Source organism: Blautia wexlerae DSM 19850 (assembly GCF_025148125.1).
In the GTDB taxonomy this organism is placed as follows: Bacteria; Bacillota; Clostridia; order Lachnospirales; family Lachnospiraceae; genus Blautia_A; species Blautia_A wexlerae.
The window spans coordinates 2,228,759-2,248,444 of sequence record NZ_CP102267.1; the positions used below are offsets into that span (position 1 = coordinate 2,228,759).

At 38.9% G+C, this 19,686-nt stretch carries 24 protein-coding genes; 21 read left to right on the top strand and 3 right to left on the bottom strand.

Annotated elements, in window-relative coordinates; genetic code table 11:
• Positions 1 to 276: 276 nt before the first annotated feature.
• The 8 genes from rplU to rsfS all read left to right on the top strand — a co-directional run bounded on the left by rplU (position 277) and on the right by rsfS (position 4,896).
• Positions 277 to 582, top strand: a complete 306-nt coding sequence (gene rplU, locus NQ550_RS10385; protein ID WP_020993901.1) for a 50S ribosomal protein L21 — start codon at positions 277 to 279, stop codon at positions 580 to 582.
• A 12-nt stretch (positions 583 to 594) separates the two neighbouring features.
• The gene (locus NQ550_RS10390) at positions 595 to 915 is read left to right on the top strand and encodes a ribosomal-processing cysteine protease Prp (RefSeq protein WP_008703122.1); all 321 of its coding nucleotides are present in this window, start codon (positions 595 to 597) and stop codon (positions 913 to 915) included.
• Between the two features lie 4 nt (positions 916 to 919).
• Entirely contained in the window at positions 920 to 1,207 is a 288-nt protein-coding gene (gene rpmA / locus NQ550_RS10395; protein ID WP_008703124.1) for a 50S ribosomal protein L27, read from the top strand.
• A gap of 235 nt (positions 1,208 to 1,442) precedes the next feature.
• Positions 1,443 to 2,738 (top strand): GTPase ObgE, encoded by a 1,296-nt coding sequence (gene obgE / locus NQ550_RS10400; protein ID WP_020993902.1) that lies wholly within the window; start codon positions 1,443 to 1,445, stop codon positions 2,736 to 2,738.
• Positions 2,739 to 2,820: 82 nt separating this feature from the next.
• Positions 2,821 to 3,117, top strand: a complete 297-nt coding sequence (yhbY, locus tag NQ550_RS10405; RefSeq protein ID WP_008703127.1) for a ribosome assembly RNA-binding protein YhbY — start codon at positions 2,821 to 2,823, stop codon at positions 3,115 to 3,117.
• 13 nt (positions 3,118 to 3,130) lie between these two features.
• Positions 3,131 to 3,766 carry a nicotinate-nucleotide adenylyltransferase gene (gene nadD, locus NQ550_RS10410; RefSeq protein ID WP_025578441.1) on the top strand — a complete coding sequence of 212 codons (636 nt, stop codon included), beginning with the start codon at positions 3,131 to 3,133 and terminating at the stop codon, positions 3,764 to 3,766.
• Between the two features lie 7 nt (positions 3,767 to 3,773).
• Positions 3,774 to 4,364, top strand: a complete 591-nt coding sequence (gene yqeK / locus NQ550_RS10415; protein WP_020993903.1) for a bis(5'-nucleosyl)-tetraphosphatase (symmetrical) YqeK — start codon at positions 3,774 to 3,776, stop codon at positions 4,362 to 4,364.
• A 172-nt stretch (positions 4,365 to 4,536) separates the two neighbouring features.
• Positions 4,537 to 4,896 carry a ribosome silencing factor gene (gene rsfS, locus NQ550_RS10420; protein ID WP_008703130.1) on the top strand — a complete coding sequence of 120 codons (360 nt, stop codon included), beginning with the start codon at positions 4,537 to 4,539 and terminating at the stop codon, positions 4,894 to 4,896.
• 102 nt (positions 4,897 to 4,998) lie between these two features.
• On the opposite strand, the gene lexA is transcribed toward rsfS, so the two are convergent.
• Positions 4,999 to 5,619, bottom strand: coding sequence for a transcriptional repressor LexA (gene lexA / locus NQ550_RS10425; protein WP_008703132.1), 621 nt, complete (start codon positions 5,617 to 5,619; stop codon positions 4,999 to 5,001).
• Between the two features lie 499 nt (positions 5,620 to 6,118).
• Here lexA and NQ550_RS10430 point away from each other — a divergent pair, with 499 nt between their 5' ends.
• The 13 genes from NQ550_RS10430 to NQ550_RS10490 all read left to right on the top strand — a co-directional run bounded on the left by NQ550_RS10430 (position 6,119) and on the right by NQ550_RS10490 (position 18,476).
• Complete coding sequence (locus NQ550_RS10430; RefSeq protein ID WP_020993904.1) at positions 6,119 to 7,570, top strand: biotin/lipoyl attachment domain-containing protein; 1,452 nt, start codon at positions 6,119 to 6,121, stop codon at positions 7,568 to 7,570.
• Between the two features lie 15 nt (positions 7,571 to 7,585).
• Positions 7,586 to 8,287: a YggS family pyridoxal phosphate-dependent enzyme gene (locus NQ550_RS10435; RefSeq protein ID WP_025578438.1), complete on the top strand. Its 702-nt coding sequence runs from the start codon at positions 7,586 to 7,588 to the stop codon at positions 8,285 to 8,287.
• Between the two features lie 19 nt (positions 8,288 to 8,306).
• On the top strand, positions 8,307 to 8,966 hold the full coding sequence (locus NQ550_RS10440; RefSeq protein ID WP_008703136.1) for a cell division protein SepF: 660 nt from the start codon (positions 8,307 to 8,309) through the stop codon (positions 8,964 to 8,966).
• A 6-nt stretch (positions 8,967 to 8,972) separates the two neighbouring features.
• Positions 8,973 to 9,725, top strand: a complete 753-nt coding sequence (locus NQ550_RS10445) for a YlmH family RNA-binding protein (protein WP_025578436.1) — start codon at positions 8,973 to 8,975, stop codon at positions 9,723 to 9,725.
• A gap of 27 nt (positions 9,726 to 9,752) precedes the next feature.
• Positions 9,753 to 10,844, top strand: a complete 1,092-nt coding sequence (aroB, locus tag NQ550_RS10450; RefSeq protein WP_025578434.1) for a 3-dehydroquinate synthase — start codon at positions 9,753 to 9,755, stop codon at positions 10,842 to 10,844.
• Positions 10,841 to 11,365 carry a signal peptidase II gene (gene lspA, locus NQ550_RS10455; RefSeq protein ID WP_025578432.1) on the top strand — a complete coding sequence of 175 codons (525 nt, stop codon included), beginning with the start codon at positions 10,841 to 10,843 and terminating at the stop codon, positions 11,363 to 11,365. The genes aroB and lspA overlap by 4 nt, the downstream gene beginning before the upstream one ends.
• A 4-nt stretch (positions 11,366 to 11,369) precedes the next feature.
• Positions 11,370 to 12,284: an RluA family pseudouridine synthase gene (locus tag NQ550_RS10460; protein WP_025578430.1), complete on the top strand. Its 915-nt coding sequence runs from the start codon at positions 11,370 to 11,372 to the stop codon at positions 12,282 to 12,284.
• Positions 12,285 to 12,350: 66 nt separating this feature from the next.
• Positions 12,351 to 12,989, top strand: a complete 639-nt coding sequence (locus NQ550_RS10465; protein ID WP_020993906.1) for a cytidylate kinase-like family protein — start codon at positions 12,351 to 12,353, stop codon at positions 12,987 to 12,989.
• Positions 12,990 to 13,234: 245 nt separating this feature from the next.
• Positions 13,235 to 14,692 (top strand): AI-2E family transporter, encoded by a 1,458-nt coding sequence (locus NQ550_RS10470; RefSeq protein ID WP_025578428.1) that lies wholly within the window; start codon positions 13,235 to 13,237, stop codon positions 14,690 to 14,692.
• Positions 14,693 to 14,731: 39 nt separating this feature from the next.
• Complete coding sequence (locus NQ550_RS10475) at positions 14,732 to 16,285, top strand: peptidoglycan DD-metalloendopeptidase family protein (RefSeq protein WP_025578427.1); 1,554 nt, start codon at positions 14,732 to 14,734, stop codon at positions 16,283 to 16,285.
• A 99-nt stretch (positions 16,286 to 16,384) separates the two neighbouring features.
• A complete protein-coding gene (locus NQ550_RS10480; protein ID WP_008703146.1) occupies positions 16,385 to 16,810 on the top strand; it encodes an acyl-CoA thioesterase in 426 nt (141 codons plus the stop codon).
• A gap of 31 nt (positions 16,811 to 16,841) precedes the next feature.
• Entirely contained in the window at positions 16,842 to 17,006 is a 165-nt protein-coding gene (locus NQ550_RS22560; RefSeq protein WP_242833570.1) for a DUF5052 family protein, read from the top strand.
• A gap of 387 nt (positions 17,007 to 17,393) precedes the next feature.
• A complete protein-coding gene (locus tag NQ550_RS10490) occupies positions 17,394 to 18,476 on the top strand; it encodes a tyrosine-type recombinase/integrase (RefSeq protein ID WP_025578424.1) in 1,083 nt (360 codons plus the stop codon).
• Between the two features lie 165 nt (positions 18,477 to 18,641).
• Here NQ550_RS10490 and NQ550_RS10495 read toward each other — a convergent pair whose 3' ends face one another.
• Complete coding sequence (locus NQ550_RS10495; RefSeq protein WP_008703150.1) at positions 18,642 to 18,899, bottom strand: hypothetical protein; 258 nt, start codon at positions 18,897 to 18,899, stop codon at positions 18,642 to 18,644.
• A gap of 148 nt (positions 18,900 to 19,047) precedes the next feature.
• Positions 19,048 to 19,467, bottom strand: coding sequence for a hypothetical protein (locus NQ550_RS10500; protein WP_008703153.1), 420 nt, complete (start codon positions 19,465 to 19,467; stop codon positions 19,048 to 19,050).
• Positions 19,468 to 19,686 lie beyond the last annotated feature (219 nt).

Consider the following 19,686-nt stretch of genomic DNA (forward strand, 5'->3'; position numbering starts at 1 on the left):
AAGAGGATTGCTATAAATTGACGTTTGCAATTCTCTACGATATTTATCCGTAACTGAATAACTGCCCCGAAGTTTGTATTTTATCACAGATCCTGACGGATACTGGATTGAAATTGTACCTGTAAAATAAAATTCAAAAAAATCCCAAAGAAATTGAAAAAAACTTATTGACAAATCGAATTTTGTCCGCTATTATAAATGAGATGCCGCACAGAGAGGTACAAGCACCGAAAGGTCACCATATCTGGCGAGTAAAGATTATAGGAGGTGCCACAGATGTACGCAATTATTGCAACAGGTGGTAAACAGTACAAAGTTGCTGAAGGCGACGTAATCAGAGTTGAGAAACTCGGTGTTGAAGCTGGTGAAACTGTTACTTTTGATAATGTTATTGCAGTAAGCAATGACGGATTAAAAGCTGGTGAAGATGTGAAAGATGCCAGTGTTACCGCTACTGTAGTTGAGAACGGTAAAGCAAAAAAAGTTATCGTTTACAAATACAAGAGAAAAACTGGATATCACAAGAAAAACGGTCACAGACAGCAGTACACTAAAGTAAAAATCGAAAAGATTAACGGTTAATCTGGTGTCATTATGATTACAATTACAGTTAAGAAGAGAAATGGAAATTATCTGGAATTTGTTTCGAAAGGTCACGCCGGATATGCAGAGGAAGGACAGGATATTGTCTGTGCTGCTGTCTCTGTACTAGTGATCAATACTGTAAATTCTCTTGAGACATTTACAGATGATCAGTTCGAAGTGCAGGAAGATGACGGCTATGTATCTTTTCATTTTACGGCTCCGGTTACTGAGAGGGGAACCCTTCTCATGGATTCGCTGATTCTCGGATTAACAGAAATTGAACATAGTTATAACAATCGATATTTGACAGTAAAAGTCAAGGAGGTGTAACAACATGATGAAAATGAACCTTCAGTTATTCGCACATAAAAAAGGAGTTGGTTCTACAAAGAACGGTCGTGATTCCGAATCCAAGAGATTAGGTGCGAAGAGAGCAGACGGACAGTTTGTTAAAGCTGGAAATATTCTTTACAGACAGCGCGGAACTAAGATCCATGCTGGTGAGAACGTAGGCTGCGGTAAAGATTATACTTTATTCGCACTTAAAGATGGTGTCGTAAGATTTACCAGAAAAGGACGCGATAAGAAACAGGTTTCTATCGTTCCAGTAGAAGCAGAATAATCTGGTTAAGCGAAGGCTTCAAATCTAATATGGGTTTGGAGCCTTTCTTTTATAGTAGAATTGCTATAGATTAAAAGAGTTATATGATATAAAAGAAACCATAGCAATCCTTGTAAATAATGCATATTGATCCGACTCATCAGAGCGCGAAATCCTGCTGAACGGTCTCAAATGCATTAATTTAAGAAGATTACTATTACGAAATAATCATTAGTAAAGGACAGAGGTGTGTCATATGTTTGCAGACAGAGCGAAAATCTATATCCGCTCCGGTAAAGGCGGCGACGGCCATGTAAGTTTCCGCAGAGAATTATATGTTCCGAATGGCGGTCCTGACGGCGGCGACGGCGGTCGTGGAGGAGACGTGATATTTGAGGTAGATGAAGGCCAGAACACCCTTGGCGACTACCGACACAGAAGAAAATATAAAGCAGAAGACGGACAGGAAGGCGGCAAAAAACGCTGCCATGGTGCCGATGGAAAAGATGTTGTATTAAAAGTTCCGGAAGGAACTGTTATCATGGATGCAGAATCCGGTAAAGTAATTGCTGATATGTCCGGTGAAAATAAACGCCAGATCGTATTAAGAGGCGGAAGAGGTGGCAAAGGAAACCAGCATTATGCGACTGCAACCATGCAGGTTCCGAAATATGCACAGCCAGGACAGCCTGCGCAGGAACTGGAAGTTCTTCTGGAGCTGAAAGTAATCGCAGACGTAGGTCTGGTTGGATTCCCGAATGTCGGAAAGTCCACATTCCTTTCCCGTGTTACCAACGCACAGCCGAAAATTGCCAATTATCACTTTACAACCCTGAGCCCAAATCTTGGTGTTGTAGATACTGAAAACGGTGGTTTTGTGATCGCTGATATTCCCGGTCTGATCGAAGGTGCTTCCGAAGGTGTGGGACTTGGACATGAGTTCCTCCGCCACATTGAACGTACCAGAGTCATTATCCACATTGTAGATGCAGCATCTACAGAGGGACGTGACCCAATCGATGATATTTACAAGATTAATAAAGAACTGGAAGCTTATAATCCGGAAATTGCTGCAAGACCACAGGTAATCGCAGCAAATAAAATCGACTGTATCTATACAGAAGACGGCGAAGAGAGCCCGATTGACAAACTTAAGGCAGAATTTGAGCCAAAAGGAATCCAGGTATATCCGATTTCCGCTGTCAGCGGTCAGGGTGTCAGAGAACTTTTATTCCATGTGAAAGAACTTCTTGACAGCTGCCCACAGGAACCTGTAGTATTTGAACAGGAATTCTTCCCTGAAGATATGTTGATCGGAGAAAACCTTCCATATACAGTAGAGCAGAGTCCTGAAGATCCGACAATTTTTGTTGTCGAGGGACCGAAGATTGAAAAGATGCTTGGCTACACAAATCTTGATTCTGAAAAAGGTTTCGCATTCTTCCAGAAATTCCTGAAAGAGGGAGGCATCCTGGAAGAACTTGAGAAGGCAGGCATTCAGGAAGGCGATACTGTGCGTATGTACGGATTTGATTTTGATTACTATAAATAGTATAAATAGATTCAATAATGAAACAGATGTGGTAAGACGGATGATTTTGTCCGTTTGCAGAGAATAACAGAGGAAAATAAAAATGACAAGTAAACAGAGAGCTTATTTAAAAGGTCTTGCAATGACCATGGATCCAATCCTTCAGCTTGGAAAGGGTGGTCTTACTCCTGAGAACACAGCCGCAGTAGATGAGGCGCTTGCAGCCAGAGAACTGATCAAGATCAGTGTTCTTCAGAACTGCCTGGAGGATCCGCGCCAGATGGCTGAGGTTCTGGCAGAACGTACACGTTCCCAGATCGTACAGGTTATCGGCAAGAAAATTGTTTTATACCGTGAAGGCAAAAACGAAAAGAAAAAAATTGAATTACCCAGAAAATAATACGGAGTTTTTTATGGCTGACATCAAACACAGAATTGGTATTATGGGCGGTACTTTTGATCCCATCCACATGGGGCATCTGATTCTGGGAGAGAAAGCATACGAACAGTTCCGACTGGAAAAGGTACTGTTCATGCCTTCCGGAAATCCGCCTCACAAGAGAAACCGTCAGGGACGTGCCACAGATGAAGAAAGAGTTGAAATGGTCCGCAGGGCGATTACCGGAAATCCTCACTTTGAACTGTCGCTGACTGAAATGCATGAAAATGGTTATACTTACACTTATCATACACTGGAAATGTTAAAAGAGAAGAATCCGGATACTGATTATTATTTTATAATCGGCGCAGACTCCCTGTATGACTTTGATACATGGCGTGAACCGGAAAGAATCTGCAGAAACTGCATTCTGGTAACTGCTGTAAGAAATCATTCCACAATCGCAGAGCTCGAAGCAGAAATGAACCGTCTTTCGCTTAAATATAATGGCACATTTCTGACACTGAATACCACAAACCTTGATGTATCCAGCGAAATGCTCAGAAACTGGATCAGCGAAGATAAAAGTGTGCGTTACTATATTCCTGATCCGGTGATTGAGTATATCAGAGAAAACCAGATTTACAGTCTGGCCGAAAAGAAAGGATGATCTTCCGATGGCAGAGTATGATTTTATAAAAATGCAGAAAAAATTAGCAAAATATCTGGATGAGGATCGTTATGAACATACGTTGGGAGTTATGTTTACATGTGCAGCACTTGCCATGGTTCATGACTGTGATCTGATCACAGCCCAGACTGCCGGACTGCTCCATGACTGTGCAAAATGTATTCCGAACAAAAAGAAGCTGAAAATGTGCAGCCAGCATCATATTTCGGTATCTGAATTCGAACAGGAGCATCCTTTTTTACTTCATGCCAAGCTTGGAGCTTACGTAGCTAAGGCTAAGTATGATGTTACAGATGAAAATATTCTTTCTGCCATCACCTGGCATACTACCGGAAAGCCGGAGATGACACTGTTGGAAAAAATCGTCTATATTGCCGATTATATTGAACCAAAACGTGATAAAGCTCCTAATCTTGCAATTGTACGTAAACTGGCTTTTCAGGATCTTGACGAATGTATGTATAAGATTTTGGGTGATACACTGGCTTATCTGGAGGAAAATCCGAAAGATATTGATAATGCTACGAAAGATGCTTTCTTGTATTACAGGGATTTACACATGAAAAGACAGTCCTGAGTATAAATTGTCTCGACTGGCAGAGTTTTACATATAGGGGACAGCACAACAGGGAGAACAGATTACGGATATAAATATTTATTTAGAGAAGATATATGTAGCTATTCAATAGTCTGTTGATCATGAAGATATTGAACAGTTACAAAAGCAGATAGAAAGAGAGGTTGTTTCCATGAACAGAGAACTTGAAATGGCAAAACTTGCCTGCCGCGCACTTGATGAGAAAAAAGGAAAAGATATTAAGGTAATAGATATCCATGAAGTATCTGTAATTGCCGATTATTTTGTAATTGCAAGTGCTTCCAACCAGAATCAGGTTCAGGCTATGGTTGACAATGTAGATGAAACACTTGGCAGAGCCGGATTTGAAGCAAAACAGATTGAGGGAACCAGAAACTCCAGCTGGGTTCTTATGGATTACGGCGATATGATTGTCCACGTATTTGACGAAGAGAATCGTCTTTTCTATGACCTCGAAAGAATCTGGAGAGATGGTAAGGTTCTTGACGTTAATGAATTTCTTGAAAAATAACTAGAAAATTTGTAAAATAGAATACAGAGGAAATCAGATATCATCATTAAGCGATACCTGATTTCCTCTGTTATTTTTCTGATTTGCATATCAGTTGCATTATTATTCATACAAACGGAACACACCAAATACTTTGCCAAGAATCTGAAGACCTTCATGTACAAGGATTGGCTCCATTGTATCATTTTCCGGCTGGAGACGATAGTATCCTTTTTCTTTATGGAAAGTCTTAACTGTAGCACCGTCATCGATCAGCGCAACAACAATATCTCCATCCTCTGCTGTGGACTGCTGTTTAACCAGAACCTGATCTCCGTCAAAAATTCCGGCGTTTATCATACTTTCCCCTTTTACTTTCAACAGAAAGCTCTGTGAATTAGGCATAAACTCTGCAGGGATAGGGAAATAGCCTTCAATATTCTCAACTGCCAGAAGTGGCTGTCCGGCTGCCACAGTTCCTATGATGGGAACATTCACAACCTCTCTGCGGACCAGATTAAAATTGTCATCAATAATCTCAATCGCACGTGGTTTCGTTGCATCTCTGCGGATATATCCATTTTTCTCCAGTGCTTCCAGATGTGAATGAACGGAAGAAGTAGATTTCAGGTTGACTGCCTCGCAGATTTCACGAACTGCCGGCGGAAATCCCCGGTTCAAAATCTCATTCTTTATGTAATCAAGAATCTCCTGCTGCTTTGGCGTGATTCTTCCATATGGCATAATTATACCCTCCTTTTAAAGTTATTTTTTGTTCGTACACTCTTCATAACCATTCAGCAGTCTGCTATTCTATGAGATACTGAACAGTTTCTGATTTTTTTATCATATCATAATTCCTGACAAAAAGCAAACTTATATTCTGAAAATGTGTTCTTACTTATGTGCTCCCGTTACTGTTTACTCCATTCTCATTAACGGGATTATTGGTTACAGTTAACACACCACTATCCCGCGAGGTGTTTTGGCATGAATATGCCAAAATCCCGAGACATACAAGCCAAAATTCCATTGCCGCAGGCAATCTGGAATGAATTTTGGCTACGTTACTGTGAACGGAGTGAACAGTAACGATTATTATGAATTCTTTATGAATAAACTTGTTTTTAAATGTGCAAAGTGTTACAATATTTTGGAAAATGGTGTAACTATTCAGCAGTCACTGTGAAATCGCTGAACAGTTATAGAATGATTATGAACTGCACAAAAAGGAGACATCCCATTGTCTGATAATAAATCAAAAAAAATGCCGGGAATCCTGGCAAGGCTTCGCATGGTCGTGGGGCTGAATATCGGAACGATCATGTTTGGCATCTTATTCATATATATGGCATTCAGTGCCATATTATATTTTACAACTACTCATATTGAATCCTATCAGGTTACATCAGGACCTTTATCCCGCAACGAAACATATACCGGTCTTGCCATACGTGAAGAAAGTTTATGCAAGGCAGATTCATCAGGCTATATTACTTATTATGCAAGGGAGGGCAGTAAGATCAATGCTTCCGGAGCGGTGTACGGACTTAGTGATACAAAAACAGCTTCTGCTCCGGCATCTCTTGCCCCGGAAGAACTTTCAAAGGTACGGACTGATATGATGAGTTTTTCCAAAGGATTCAGTTCAAGTAAATTTAACAGCACCTACAGCTTTAAATATGAACTGAAGGGAAATATCCTTCAATATGCAGAGTCTGGCAATACTTCATCTGCTCCTCTTACTTCAGATGAGGACGGTGAAGGAAATGACAGTGGTGACAATGACAAAACAGCAGATATTTATCCCGGAAATCAAACTATCTGCCAGTCCCAATCTGATGGTATCGTTTTATATTCCATGGATAATTATGAAGGAAAAACAGTAGATGCTGTAAAGGCAGAAGATTTCGATCAGAATTCTTACCATGAAACAGATTTGAAAACTTCCGACAAGGTAAAAGCAGGAGATGATATTTATACCATTATCACAGATGAACGCTGGAGCCTTCTGATTCCTTTGAGCGACAGACAGGTTGAAAAACTGAAAGACCGTTCTACAATACGTGTCAAATTTTTAAAAGACGATATGACACAAAACGGAGATTTTTCCATTATTACCATAGATGGTGACAAATATGGACAGATTGATTTCAATAAAGGTCTGATTCGTTATGCATCTGACCGTTTTTTGGACATTGAACTTGTAACCAACACAGTTGTAGGTCTGAAAATCCCTCTTACCTCTATTGTAACCAAGGATTTTTATGTGATTCCATCCAGAATGGCCACTACACAGGATAATCAGACAGGTTTTACCCTTTATGAGGGGAAAAATAAAACAACATTTAAAAATGTGAGCATTTACGCAAGCATTGATGATTCATCTGTCTCCAAATTGGCAGTGGACGAAGCAGAACAACCTCAGATTTATTATGTTGACAAGAGTTCATTTAAGGAAGGGGATGCCCTGATCAATACGGATACCGGTGAAAAATATGTGATCGGAGAGACAGATACCCTGGAGGGAGTATACTGTATTAATAAAGGCTATGCGGTTTTTCGCCGTATTGAAATACTTGATGAGAACGAAGAATATGCTATTGTATCTAAAAACACCACCTACGGTCTTTCCAGATATGATCACATTGTTCGAAACGCTGATAAAGTAAAGGAAGAAGACATTTTATACTAATTAAGGAGGCTTAATATGTTAGCTGATAAACTAAACCTTGTGAAAAAGAATATTGAAGAGGCCTGCGATACTGCAGGGCGTTCTCCCCAAGAGGTAACTCTTATTGCGGTCAGTAAGACCAAACCGGTGGAAATGCTGAAAGAAGCATATGATGCGGGTGCAAGAGTGTTTGGGGAGAATAAGGTTCAGGAGATCGTAGATAAATACGATCAGATGCCATCAGATGTACAGTGGCACATGATCGGACATTTACAGAGAAATAAAGTGAAATATATTATTGATAAAGTATCTATGATACACTCTGTAGATTCTGTTCGCCTGGCAGAGGCCATCGAAAAAGAGGCAGCAAAAAAAGATATCTGCATGCCGGTTCTGATCGAAGTAAATGTAGCAGGAGAGGAAAGTAAGTTTGGCCTTTCAGTCGAAGAGGTATTACCATTTCTGGAAGAAATTTCTTCTTATGAGCATCTTCAGGTAAAAGGACTTATGACAATTGCACCATTTGTAGCAAATCCTGAAGAAAACAGAGAAGTTTTTCAAAAATTAAAGAAATTAAGTGTTGACATTGCGGCCAAAAACATTAATAATGTTAATATGAGCGTCCTGAGTATGGGAATGACAAATGATTATCAGGTCGCAGTTGAGGAAGGGGCCACTATGGTGCGCGTGGGAACGGGTATCTTTGGCGAAAGAGATTACTCAATAAAAGAAGATTAAAATAAGATTGGAGATTAAAATGGGCGTTTTAGATAAATTTTTAGATGCCATCAAATTAAACGATGATTACGATGATGATGGATTCTTAGATGATGATCTGTTAGATGAGGAAGAAGATGATGACTTTCTCGATGACGATTTCGATGAGAAACCAAAGAAGAAATTTTTTGATAAATTCTCTAAGAAAAAAGAATCCGACGATAATGATGACTTCGATGATGTAGAAGAGAAAGCAGTAAAGACAGCTCCTAAACAGGCATCTGCTCCAAAACAGACCGCTTCGGCTCCGTCTAAGGTTACGGTTAAACAGGAACGCGCCGAACGCCAGACACGTCCTGCAGCATCTTCCAAGATTACTCCAATGAGAAGCAGCCGCAAATCAAATCAGGGCCCAAATATGGAAGTCTGTGTGATCAAACCTTCTTCTATGGAAGATACGCGTGAGATTGCTGACACTTTAGTAGATAATTCTACTGTTATTTTGAATCTGGAGGGAATTGATGTGGAACTGGCACAGAGAATCATCGATTTCACGTCCGGTGCATGCTATTCTTTAGGCGGCAGTCTTCAGAAAGTATCCAGCTATATCTTTGTACTTGGACCGTACAATGTAGATATTACCGGTGACCTTCAGAATATTCTGGGAGGCTCTGCTCCGTCTGTAAGAGCAGGATATTGATCCAGGATGGAAAAAGACGAATTTTTTCTTAAGAGAATCCGGGAATTGGCAAATCTCTCCTGGCAGAGAGATATCGTTACATTTTCGGATTTTCTTAATTTAAATGAACAGAATATAGTCAGTAGCCTGAAACATCAGTTTCCCCAGATTGTTATGGAGACGTCCGGAGGCTATGAGAATGCGGAGCGTCAGATGGTTGCATTTCATCCTGATGCTCTTGCTTTTACATGGGAATATCCCATCGACTGTCTGAGGATTGAACCAAAAGCTCTTAAATTCTCTGAAGAGCTTTCTCATCGTGATTATCTTGGTGCACTTCTCAATCTTGGAGTAGACAGAAGTGTGATCGGTGATATTGTTGTTCAGAAAAAAGCTGCCTGGTTTTTCTGCCATAACAAAATGACGGAATTCTTTCTTGAAAATCTGTGTCGGGTCCGTCATACCAATATTCTGATCACAAAAATGGAGGATTCTGATGAATTTCCACGCCCTGTCCTTGAATCTGTCAGCGGTACTTGCGCTTCGGTACGTCTGGATTCATTGATCTCGCTTGCTTTTAAGACATCCAGAAGCAGTATGGTATCTTATATTGAAGGCGGGCAGGTTTTTGTCAACGGAAAACTGATCACCAGCAACGGATATGAGCCGAAAGAGGGTGATATTATATCTGTACGTGGGAAAGGACGGTTCATTTTTGACGGTGTTTCTCACCAGACAAAAAAAGGACGCTGCAGTGTGCGCATTTTGCGCTATGTGTAAATCTTGTAATAAAAGGAGAACAGGAAAATGGCAGAACAGAAATTACTTGTAAAACGGGAAGGAGATTTCCATTATCCTATTTATTTTAAAAATGACTTTCAGGATCTTGCCGGTGCGGTCAGAGAAGAAGGACTTGAAAACCGGAAAATCTGTATTGTGACAGACAGTCATGTTGCACCTCTTTATCATGAGGCAGTTAAATCAGCTCTTCAGGAAATTTCCTCTGAAATATTCTCTTTTGTATTTGAAGCTGGTGAAAAGAACAAAAACCTGAATACAGTACAGGAATTATATAAAACTTTGATTGAGAATGAAATGGACAGAAAAGGTCTGCTGGTTGCGCTGGGCGGCGGTGTTGTAGGTGATCTGACAGGTTTCGGAGCTTCCACTTACCTGAGAGGGATTGATTTTATCCAGGTTCCTACTACGCTTCTGGCACAGGTTGACAGCAGCGTAGGAGGTAAAACAGGTGTTGACTTCCTTCAGTACAAAAACATGGTAGGAGCTTTCCATCAGCCCCGCCTTGTATATATGAATATGAGTACCCTGCAGTCTCTTCCGAATCGGGAATTCACCTGTGGAATGGGTGAAATTCTTAAGACAGGACTGATCTGCGATGAAGAGTTCTTCCGTTTTGTATGTAAGAATCAGCCTGAGATCAGTAAATTGGATCTGAGTATGCTTTCCAGAATGATCCGCAGATGCTGCGAGATCAAGGCAGGTGTGGTAGAGCGTGATCCGAAGGAGCAGGGAGAACGTGCACTTTTAAATCTTGGTCACACAGTCGGACATGCAGTCGAAAAAATGAAAAACTTTCAGCTGCTTCATGGACAGTGTGTTGGAGTCGGTCTGATCGCTGCCGCTTATCTTTCCATGCAGAGAGGATTATTAACAGAAGAAGAATACGAAGAGATCAGAAAAGGGTGCCATTCTTATAATCTTCCTCTTTCTGTTGATTCACTGAATGCCGGGGATGTCCTGGCAGCAACAAAAAAAGACAAAAAAATGGAAGCCGGTCATATTAAATTTATCCTTATGGACGGGATCGGTAAAAGTTTTATAGACAAAACTGTCACAGATGAAGAACTGCTCCAGGCAATCCGGGAGATTCTGATATGACAGCTGTTTCCTCCGTATCTTCATGTATGCACTGGATCAGAGGCTGTATTATTATCCTTTTGCTGACAATCCTGGATCAGGGAAGTAAATCTCTTGTTCTGGCACAACTGAAAGATCAGCCTGATATCTCTCTCATTCCAGGAGTTCTTCAATTACGGTATCTCGAAAATCGTGGAATGGCCTTTGGATTGTTTGAAGGTAAAATTCCGGTGTTTGTGATTTTGTGCCTTTTGTTTTTTGGTGTATTTATCTATGTATATGCCAGAATCCCGAAAAACAGATATTATCTGCCGCTGTCAGTAACTGCACTGGTAATGGTTTCCGGTGCTCTTGGAAATTTTATTGACAGAGTATGCAGAGGCTATGTTGTGGATTTTATCTATTTTTCACTGATTGATTTTCCGGTATTTAATATAGCGGATATGTATGTGGTATGCAGTGGCATATTACTTGTTATGCTGGTGTGTTTCAGATACAAAAATGATGAAGATTATGACTTCTTAAGAATAAAAAAGGATTAGTATTATGGAAATTCTTAATTATCAGGTTTCTGACGGTCAGTCCGGTATCCGGATTGACCGCTATCTTTCTGAAATGAACGAAGAACTGTCACGTTCTTATATTCAAAAGCTGCTTAAAGAGCAGAAAATAACCGTCAATGGTTCTACTGTAAAAGCCAACTACAAAGTTCAGGAAGGAGATGAAATCTCCGTAGCAGTTCCTGACATAAAAGAGCCGGATATACTTCCGGAAGATATCCCTCTGGATATTCTTTATGAAGATGATGATGTACTTATTGTAAATAAACCAAAGGGGATGGTGGTTCATCCCAGTGCCGGACATACTTCCGGAACATTGGTAAATGCTATTATGTTTCACTGTAAGGACAATCTGTCGGGGATCAATGGTGTTCTGCGTCCTGGTATTGTCCACAGAATCGATAAGGATACCACAGGTGCACTTCTTGTATGCAAGAATGATAATGCACACCGCAACCTGGCAGAACAGTTAAAAGAGCATTCTATCAGGCGTAGATACCGGGCAATCGTAGCAGGAGTACTGAAAGAAGACGAAGGGACGATCGAAGGTCCCATCGGGCGCCATCCGATTGACCGCAAAAAGATGGCTGTCAACTATAAAAACGGCAAGGATGCTGTCACACATTATAAAGTTCTGGAACGTTTCAAAAATGCCACTTATGTGGAATGCCGTCTGGAAACAGGCAGAACGCATCAGATTCGTGTGCATATGACAAGTATCGGTCATCCACTTCTGGGTGATGAAGTGTACGGTTCCGGTAAGAATCCTTATCATCTGCAGGGACAGACGCTTCATGCAATGATTCTTGGCTTTGTTCATCCATCAACGGGCGAATATATGGAGTTTACAGCTCCTTTACCTGAATATTTCGTTAAATTATTAGAAAAATTACGAAAGTAGTTTGCATTTTTTTGGAAATATTGTATAATATGTCTATCGAATATGTAACAGAAGGGAGTGCAGACTATGAATAGTACGAGTTCAATTATTACAATTGGTCGTGAGTACGGCAGTGGAGGAAGACAGATAGGTCAGGAAGTTGCCAAATATTTTGGTATTAAATGTTATGATAAAGAACTTCTCGAACATGCAGCAAATGAAAGCGGTATCTGCAAAGAACTTTTTGAGAATCATGATGAAAGACCAACTAACAGCTTTTTATATTCTCTGGTCATGGATACCTACTCATTTGGTTATTCTTCTTCAGGATTTACAGATATGCCTATGAACCACAAAGTATTTCTTGCACAGTTTGACGCAATCAAGAAACTGGCCTCCGAAGGTCCATGCGTTATGGTCGGAAGATGTGCAGATTATGCGTTGTCAGAGTATAAAGACTGTTTCAGTGTATTTGTACATGCAGATACAGACTGGAGGATTAACCGTCTTTCACAGAAACATAATAAAACTGCAAAAGAAGCAAAAGACATGATCAATAAGACAGACAAGAGCCGTTCCAGTTACTATAATTACTACACCAATAAGAAATGGGGTGCTGCTTCAAGCTACAATCTCTGCGTAGACAGCAGCAAACTTGGAATTGATGGTGCAGCAAAAGCAATCATTCAGGCAATTGAGATTTTTGATTCCATAAAAAATAAATAGGATTATATTTTTACAGATACTTTACCACATCCTTGGTAAAGTATCTGTTTTTTGGATGAATTTATAACAGTCTTTTCAATTCATTCCAGATTGCCTGCGGCAATGGAATTTTGGCTTGTATGCCTCGGGATAGTGGTGTATGAACAGTAACAAGACTGCTATAATTTTTTTTAATATATATTAAATTTTCATGACATTTGTCAAAATATATGCTATAATCATACCATGTTAAAAAGGAGGACATTATGAAATTTCGTTGGGACAACCGATATTTACACTGGGGTGTAACCGCTTTTCTGGTAATTGCCGCCAGTATGCTGTTTTATTATGGCATATTTCACATGAAAACCCTGATCGTGGGAATCAAAACTTTTCTGGGAATTATGGCGCCTATTATCTATGGTGTAATCCTTGCTTATATTCTCAGTCCGCTGATCAATCTCTTTGAGCAGAAGCTGATCTATCCGCAGCTGGAAAAGCATAATATTAAGTTACAGAAAAAAGGAAAACGGGCTATTCGATGGGGATGTGTCCTTTTTTCCATGTTCCTGTTCTGGATTATCATTTACGCATTACTGATGATGGTGCTTCCTCAGTTGATCCGAAGTATCATGAGTATTATTTACAGTTTTCCGTACTATATAAAAGTTATTGAAAAGTGGCTCAATTCATTTGTTGAGCATGGATGGAAACTGAATCCTGAAATGCTCGATATGATCAATCAGTACTCTGTAAAAGCACAGGAATATCTTACTACCGATATTCTTCCGCAGATGCAGGATATGCTCAAAAATGTTTCAGCAGGTATTTTTGATATCCTGATCTTTATGAAGAATTTTCTGATCGGTGCCATTGTAGCTTTGTATGTACTTGCAGACAAAGAGAAATTTGTTGCCAAAAGCAAAATGATGGTATATGCTATATTGCCTCATAAATGGGCAAATATGCTTATACGCGTTATGCGTTTTACAGACAAGACTTTTGGTGGTTTCATATACGGAAAACTTCTGGATTCTGCTATTATTGGAATTTTGTGTTATTTTGGAATGTTGCTTTTGGATTTGCCGTATCCAATTCTTATCAGTGTAATTATCGGTGTGACAAATGTCATTCCGTTTTTTGGTCCTTACATCGGAGCCATTCCATGTATTTTGCTTATTTTAGTAGTAGATCCCATAAAAGGTCTGTATTTTGCAATTTTTATCCTGCTTCTTCAGCAGTTTGATGGAAATATCCTTGGTCCGAAAATTCTCGGGGACTCTACCGGACTTTCCAGTTTTATGGTTATTGTTGCCATCATGATCGGGGGCGGTCTCTTTGGGGTTCCGGGAATGATTGCAGGAGTTCCTGTATTTGCCGTACTTTATGCTCTGATCTGGAGATTGATCAATCATTCTCTTAATGACAAAAAAATGCCGGCAGAAGAGGAGACATATATAAATATTGACTGTCTGGATGAACAGACAGGTGAAGTACTTCCTCTTTGCAAGGAAGAAAAACACAAGGTTTCACCGGAAGAACTGGAAGCGAGAAAAAATAATTTCTTTATGAAAATATGGAATCCGCTTTCCGGACTGGTCATAACCATATGGAAATATCTCCTGCGGATTTTAAACATAATATGGGGATATATCAAAAAAGCAGGGATTTTCCTGAAGAACAGATATGTTGAATTAAATAATAAACGAGAGAAAAATAAGTAAACATTCACAGTTACAAAAAAAACACACACAGGAGTTACTATGAAGAAAAAAAAGTTATATTTGACAGCTTTTCTTTTGGTTCTGGCACTGGCTCTGCAGGGTGGAATCTTTTCCGGTTTCTCTGTACCGGTTCAGGCTGCAGCAACTTCCAAAAAGCAGACAGGATTTGTGAAAAAAAACGGAAGCTGGTACTATTACGATAAGAACGGAAAAAAAGCTACTGGCTGGTACAAAAGTGCTACAGGAAATCAGTACTATTTCGGAAAGACCGGTGCAGCCAAAGCCGGAATTCTGACCATCAGTGGAAAAAAGTACTGTTTTAATGAAAAAGGTAAAATGCTTACTACCTGGCAGACAGTAAATGGAAAAACGTATTTCTTTGATGAAAAAAAAGGGTATATGCATACCGGATGGGTTACTACAGCTGCAGGGAATAAATATTATTTCTGGAATGACGGGGTGATACGATCCGGTTTCCATAAAGTAAATAATGTATATTATTGCTTTAATGAAAAAGGAAAAATGTATAAAAACTGTTTTCGCAAAAGCGGGAATTCCACCTATTATCTTCAGGCCAATGGCACTATGGCAAAAGGGCGTCTGAAAGTAAAGGGAAGCTGGTATTCCTTTAACAGAAATACCGGTCAGCTGGTCAGAAGCGGATGGTATAAAGAAACAGACGGTTCTTATTATTATGCAGCTTCAAATGGTAAACTTGTCAAAGGCTTCTATAAACCGGATTCCTATTATCGGTATTTCAGGAAATCAGATTGTAAACTGGTTACGGGATGGCAGACGATCAACGGACACAAGTATTATTTTAAGAAAACTAATGGAATCCGTTACGATGATATTATTCTGAAATCGTCATCTGGGAAAAGATATTATTTTGAGTCTGACGGAAAACTTGCCAGCAGTAAGTGGATCACGAAAAAAAGTGCTCATTATTATGCGAAATCAGATGGGGTGCTGGCCTCTGGATGGCTGACAGTAGACGGAAAGAAATATTATATGAATCCTTCTACATGTGAACGTGAAAGTGGGTGGGTTACTGTAGATGGAGAGAAGTATTACCTGAGTTCCTCCACAGGTGCTCTGGTTACAAATCAGTGGATTGATGATAATCATTATGTTGGAGAAGATGGTTCTCTTATTCCTGACTATCAGAACGGAGTTTCTTTTCGGTGGCCTTTAAGCTCCGGTTATTCCTATATCAGCAGTTATTTTGGAAACAGGGAATCTCCGGGAGGAATCGGTTCTACCAATCATAAAGGAATTGACATTCCTGCTCCTACAGGAACACCGATTTATGCGGCAGCATCAGGAACCATTGTTGCCATGCTTTCACCGGCATCGTCAGGCGGTGCCGGATATTATACCAAGATCAATCATGATGGAAAGGGACTTATCACAGAATATATGCACCAGTCTAAATTTAACCCAAATCTGAGTGTAGGAGATAAGGTCAAAAAAGGTGATATCATCGGATATGTAGGAAGCACCGGGAACAGCACCGGTCCTCATCTTCATTTTGGGGTTATGGTTAATGGGGTAAATCAGAATCCTCTGAATTATGTGAAGAGACCGTCATAATTAACCGGTTTCAGACACGCTCTAGTATATCGTTTCGCAGACAAGCGAGTGGTATAGTTATTTTCATTTTATAAATATATAAAAAAGGATATATGGTATATGAAGGAAGAATCAGAAAAAACATACACTTATTACAGAAAAGCGCAATATCATGAAACAGACCAGATGGGCATTATCCATCACTCTAATTATGTAAAATGGATGGAAGAGGCCAGGATTGGATATATGAGCCGGATGGGTTTCAGCTATAAGAAAGTAGAAGAGTTGGGAGTGATCTCCCCTGTTGTGGAAATTTCAGTTGCATATAGAAAGCAGGTTTTCTTCGATGATGAAATCCGGATCCGCGTTGGCATTAAGCAGTATAATGGAATTTCTCTGGAATTTAATTATGAATTTTTTAATGCGAGCAGAAATGAAATCTGCACAACCGCTTATTCCAGACATTGTTTTCTAAAAGATGGGAAACTGATCGCTCTCAAAAAAGAGCTTCCGGAATTGAATCGCATTATTACAGATTGTCTGTAAAACTAATGACTTTGGAAAATCACGTATAGTAGTGATCAAATCCCGGTTGGGACAGCCTATAGCGGCTTTTTCGGGAGATGACGTGTACTGGGAAGTTCCGGAAGACCTTCCCCAAATGACGAAACTTATGGTTGACGGAAAAGCCTTGTATATACATCGGGCAAACTACCAGATTATTGACAAAAAATTGCTGTAGAAAGAATTTAAATTGAACGCTAAGTAATTCAATCAATGTTTTTGATATGAAGGCAGAAAAAAGTTATTATTTGATAAATACAAACAATTAGCACGCAAAAATAAATCCGGAAACAATAAATGGATGTACTGGTTGGCAACAATAAGATAACATAAAAACATACGAAAGTAGTATGTTTTTATGTTATCTACATCTATACGACAAACGCGAGTTTTTCATATAGATGTAGGCTGCAGCTGTCTTTGCGCTGTAATCGTTTATTGACAAAGGCATTTTCTCTGCAATTATTAATCATTATCAACTTTGATGATTTATATGTCTTAAATATTCTCAACAATATTCTTAACATTAAGAAGTTATAAAATAATTTTTTTAAGGAGATTTTTTATGGATAAATATATTGATTATTATAATGATAGCAAGAAAGTCACTTACCACGAACAGACCGATATTTCAAATATTTTGAAGCTTCGAGCTGTTTTGAAAACACTGCCTGATTTCTGCAAGGATTATTTTCGTGCTATGGATCCGCTTACTACTACCAAAACACGAATTTCCTATGCGTATGATATCCGAATCTTTTTTCAGTTTCTCTTGGATGAAAATTCTGCCTTTAAGGACTATTCCATGAAAGATTTTACCGTTGATGTTCTGGATCAGCTTAAAGCTATAGATATCGAGGAATATCAGGAATATCTTAAAGTATATAAAAATGGTGATAAAACAGAAACCAATGGTGAACGTGGCCTGAAAAGAAAAATTTCTGCATTGAGAAGTTTTTATGCATATTATTATAAACATGAATTTATCCAGACGAACCCAACTGTTCTTGTAGATGTTCCGAAAACTCATGAAAAAAATATTATACGTCTTGATGCTGATGAAGTTGCCATGTTATTGGATCATATAGAGCACTGCGGTGATGAGCTTACCGGACAGAAACGTGTTTATTATGAAAAAACCAAGGAGCGTGATCTTGCCATCGTTACTCTCCTGCTTGGTACCGGGATTCGTGTATCTGAATGTGTAGGACTTGATGTTGAAGATGTTGATTTTAAAAATAATGGGATTAAAGTCACCCGAAAAGGTGGAAATGAAATGGTTGTATATTTTGGACATGAGGTAGAAAAAGCTTTGAAAAAGTACTTAGAAGTTCGTAAGAATATCGTTCCTGTAGCAGGGCATGAACACGCTCTCTTCTACTCTACCCAGCGAAAAAGGATTGGCATCCAGGCTGTTGAAAATCTGGTAAAAAAATACGCAGGTGCCATTACGACTACAAAAAAAATCACACCACACAAGCTTCGCAGTACTTACGGTACTACTTTGTATCAGGAAACAGGCGATATTTACCTTGTAGCCGATGTATTAGGTCACAGAGATGTAAACACCACAAAGAAACATTATGCAGCTATGGATGATGCAAGACGTCGTAAGGCGGCCACAGCGGTGCATTTACGTGAAGATTAAAAACATAAAAAGATAAAGTATGAAAAATGACAGATATGTCTTATGTCTGGAGTTTTGTATAGACTCTTTAAATAACAGACATAAGACATATCTGTCACATACTTGATTCTGTTTGGGTTATGATATGTTTTCCAGAATTCTATTTACTAACTGTTAAAGCTATTTTTATTTATCAAAATCAGTTTCAAATACGCCTTCCGGAGTACGTATTGTCAGTAACCCAAGATTGAATTCATCATCCATTACAGTAATATGATATTCAAAAATAACATCATCTTCAACCTTGGAAAGTAAAACGTAAGAGCCATTTTCTTTTCCTTCAATTTGGTCGCAGATATCTCCGTAAACCATTTCACCGGAAATTGCTCTTGGATATCCTGCATCTTTAATTTTTTGCTCAATTATTCTGTATAATTCTTCCATATATCTCTCATCTCCTAATATTTATTGTTTTTCCATGATAACAGGTATGCTTACAAAATGCAATAAAAAGGATATCTGCTGAAAATATCTTAACAGGTATCCTTTTTATTTATGTTATGTAGTTTTTAGTATTAATAATAAAAGATGGTTATAAAGCTACACTGATCTTACCATGGAGCGCTTCAGGAATCTCTTCTTTGTCTAAAGATACGCTAATTACAAAAGTAACATTAAATTGTTTACCAATCTCATCTAACTGTCCCAGAGTACCTGTAATGTCTTTATCTTCCAATTTTGCTACCTTAAGGAAACTGTCAAGATAAATCTGCTCAAGATCGTGATCCTGAGAAAGGATACCACAGATAAATCCTACAAATTCATCTGCATTCTTAATAGGGAATCCGGATACATCAATAAGACGTACTTTATTGTTGAGTTCATACATATGTTTTGTGCTCTTGTCTAAGTAGACAATACTTCCATTTGCCTCTTTTACCGCACCATTTACCTTATCTAACAGTACTTTTGTTTTGCCCTTGCCTTTCTTTCCTACAATCAGTTCAACCATGCTGTTTTCCTCCTTAGACACATATAATATTAATTTAGACTAAAAACTTTAATTAATATGTTTTATATTATAGTGCATATTATTCAAAAACACAAGTGGTATTTATATTTTTTTGTGAAATTTTGTTGAAAATATAAAAATTATATGTTTTTACTGGATTTTTGGAGATAATTATCACTATGGAATACTTCTGTTTGATTTCAGAACTCTTTGTATTTT

What these genes read in the sequence shown, in the direction of transcription:
- rplU (WP_020993901.1), top strand. Translation starts at nt 277, where the DNA reads ATGTACGCAATTATTGCAACAGGTGGTAAACAGTACAAAGTTGCTGAA.
- NQ550_RS10390 (WP_008703122.1), top strand. Translation starts at nt 595, where the DNA reads ATGATTACAATTACAGTTAAGAAGAGAAATGGAAATTATCTGGAATTT.
- rpmA (WP_008703124.1), top strand. Translation starts at nt 920, where the DNA reads ATGATGAAAATGAACCTTCAGTTATTCGCACATAAAAAAGGAGTTGGT.
- obgE (WP_020993902.1), top strand. Translation starts at nt 1,443, where the DNA reads ATGTTTGCAGACAGAGCGAAAATCTATATCCGCTCCGGTAAAGGCGGC.
- yhbY (WP_008703127.1), top strand. Translation starts at nt 2,821, where the DNA reads ATGACAAGTAAACAGAGAGCTTATTTAAAAGGTCTTGCAATGACCATG.
- nadD (WP_025578441.1), top strand. Translation starts at nt 3,131, where the DNA reads ATGGCTGACATCAAACACAGAATTGGTATTATGGGCGGTACTTTTGAT.
- yqeK (WP_020993903.1), top strand. Translation starts at nt 3,774, where the DNA reads ATGGCAGAGTATGATTTTATAAAAATGCAGAAAAAATTAGCAAAATAT.
- rsfS (WP_008703130.1), top strand. Translation starts at nt 4,537, where the DNA reads ATGAACAGAGAACTTGAAATGGCAAAACTTGCCTGCCGCGCACTTGAT.
- lexA (WP_008703132.1), bottom strand. Translation starts at nt 5,619, where the DNA reads ATGCCATATGGAAGAATCACGCCAAAGCAGCAGGAGATTCTTGATTAC.
- NQ550_RS10435 (WP_025578438.1), top strand. Translation starts at nt 7,586, where the DNA reads ATGTTAGCTGATAAACTAAACCTTGTGAAAAAGAATATTGAAGAGGCC.
- NQ550_RS10440 (WP_008703136.1), top strand. Translation starts at nt 8,307, where the DNA reads ATGGGCGTTTTAGATAAATTTTTAGATGCCATCAAATTAAACGATGAT.
- NQ550_RS10445 (WP_025578436.1), top strand. Translation starts at nt 8,973, where the DNA reads ATGGAAAAAGACGAATTTTTTCTTAAGAGAATCCGGGAATTGGCAAAT.
- aroB (WP_025578434.1), top strand. Translation starts at nt 9,753, where the DNA reads ATGGCAGAACAGAAATTACTTGTAAAACGGGAAGGAGATTTCCATTAT.
- lspA (WP_025578432.1), top strand. Translation starts at nt 10,841, where the DNA reads ATGACAGCTGTTTCCTCCGTATCTTCATGTATGCACTGGATCAGAGGC.
- NQ550_RS10460 (WP_025578430.1), top strand. Translation starts at nt 11,370, where the DNA reads ATGGAAATTCTTAATTATCAGGTTTCTGACGGTCAGTCCGGTATCCGG.
- NQ550_RS10465 (WP_020993906.1), top strand. Translation starts at nt 12,351, where the DNA reads ATGAATAGTACGAGTTCAATTATTACAATTGGTCGTGAGTACGGCAGT.
- NQ550_RS10470 (WP_025578428.1), top strand. Translation starts at nt 13,235, where the DNA reads ATGAAATTTCGTTGGGACAACCGATATTTACACTGGGGTGTAACCGCT.
- NQ550_RS10475 (WP_025578427.1), top strand. Translation starts at nt 14,732, where the DNA reads ATGAAGAAAAAAAAGTTATATTTGACAGCTTTTCTTTTGGTTCTGGCA.
- NQ550_RS10480 (WP_008703146.1), top strand. Translation starts at nt 16,385, where the DNA reads ATGAAGGAAGAATCAGAAAAAACATACACTTATTACAGAAAAGCGCAA.
- NQ550_RS10490 (WP_025578424.1), top strand. Translation starts at nt 17,394, where the DNA reads ATGGATAAATATATTGATTATTATAATGATAGCAAGAAAGTCACTTAC.
- NQ550_RS10495 (WP_008703150.1), bottom strand. Translation starts at nt 18,899, where the DNA reads ATGGAAGAATTATACAGAATAATTGAGCAAAAAATTAAAGATGCAGGA.
- NQ550_RS10500 (WP_008703153.1), bottom strand. Translation starts at nt 19,467, where the DNA reads ATGGTTGAACTGATTGTAGGAAAGAAAGGCAAGGGCAAAACAAAAGTA.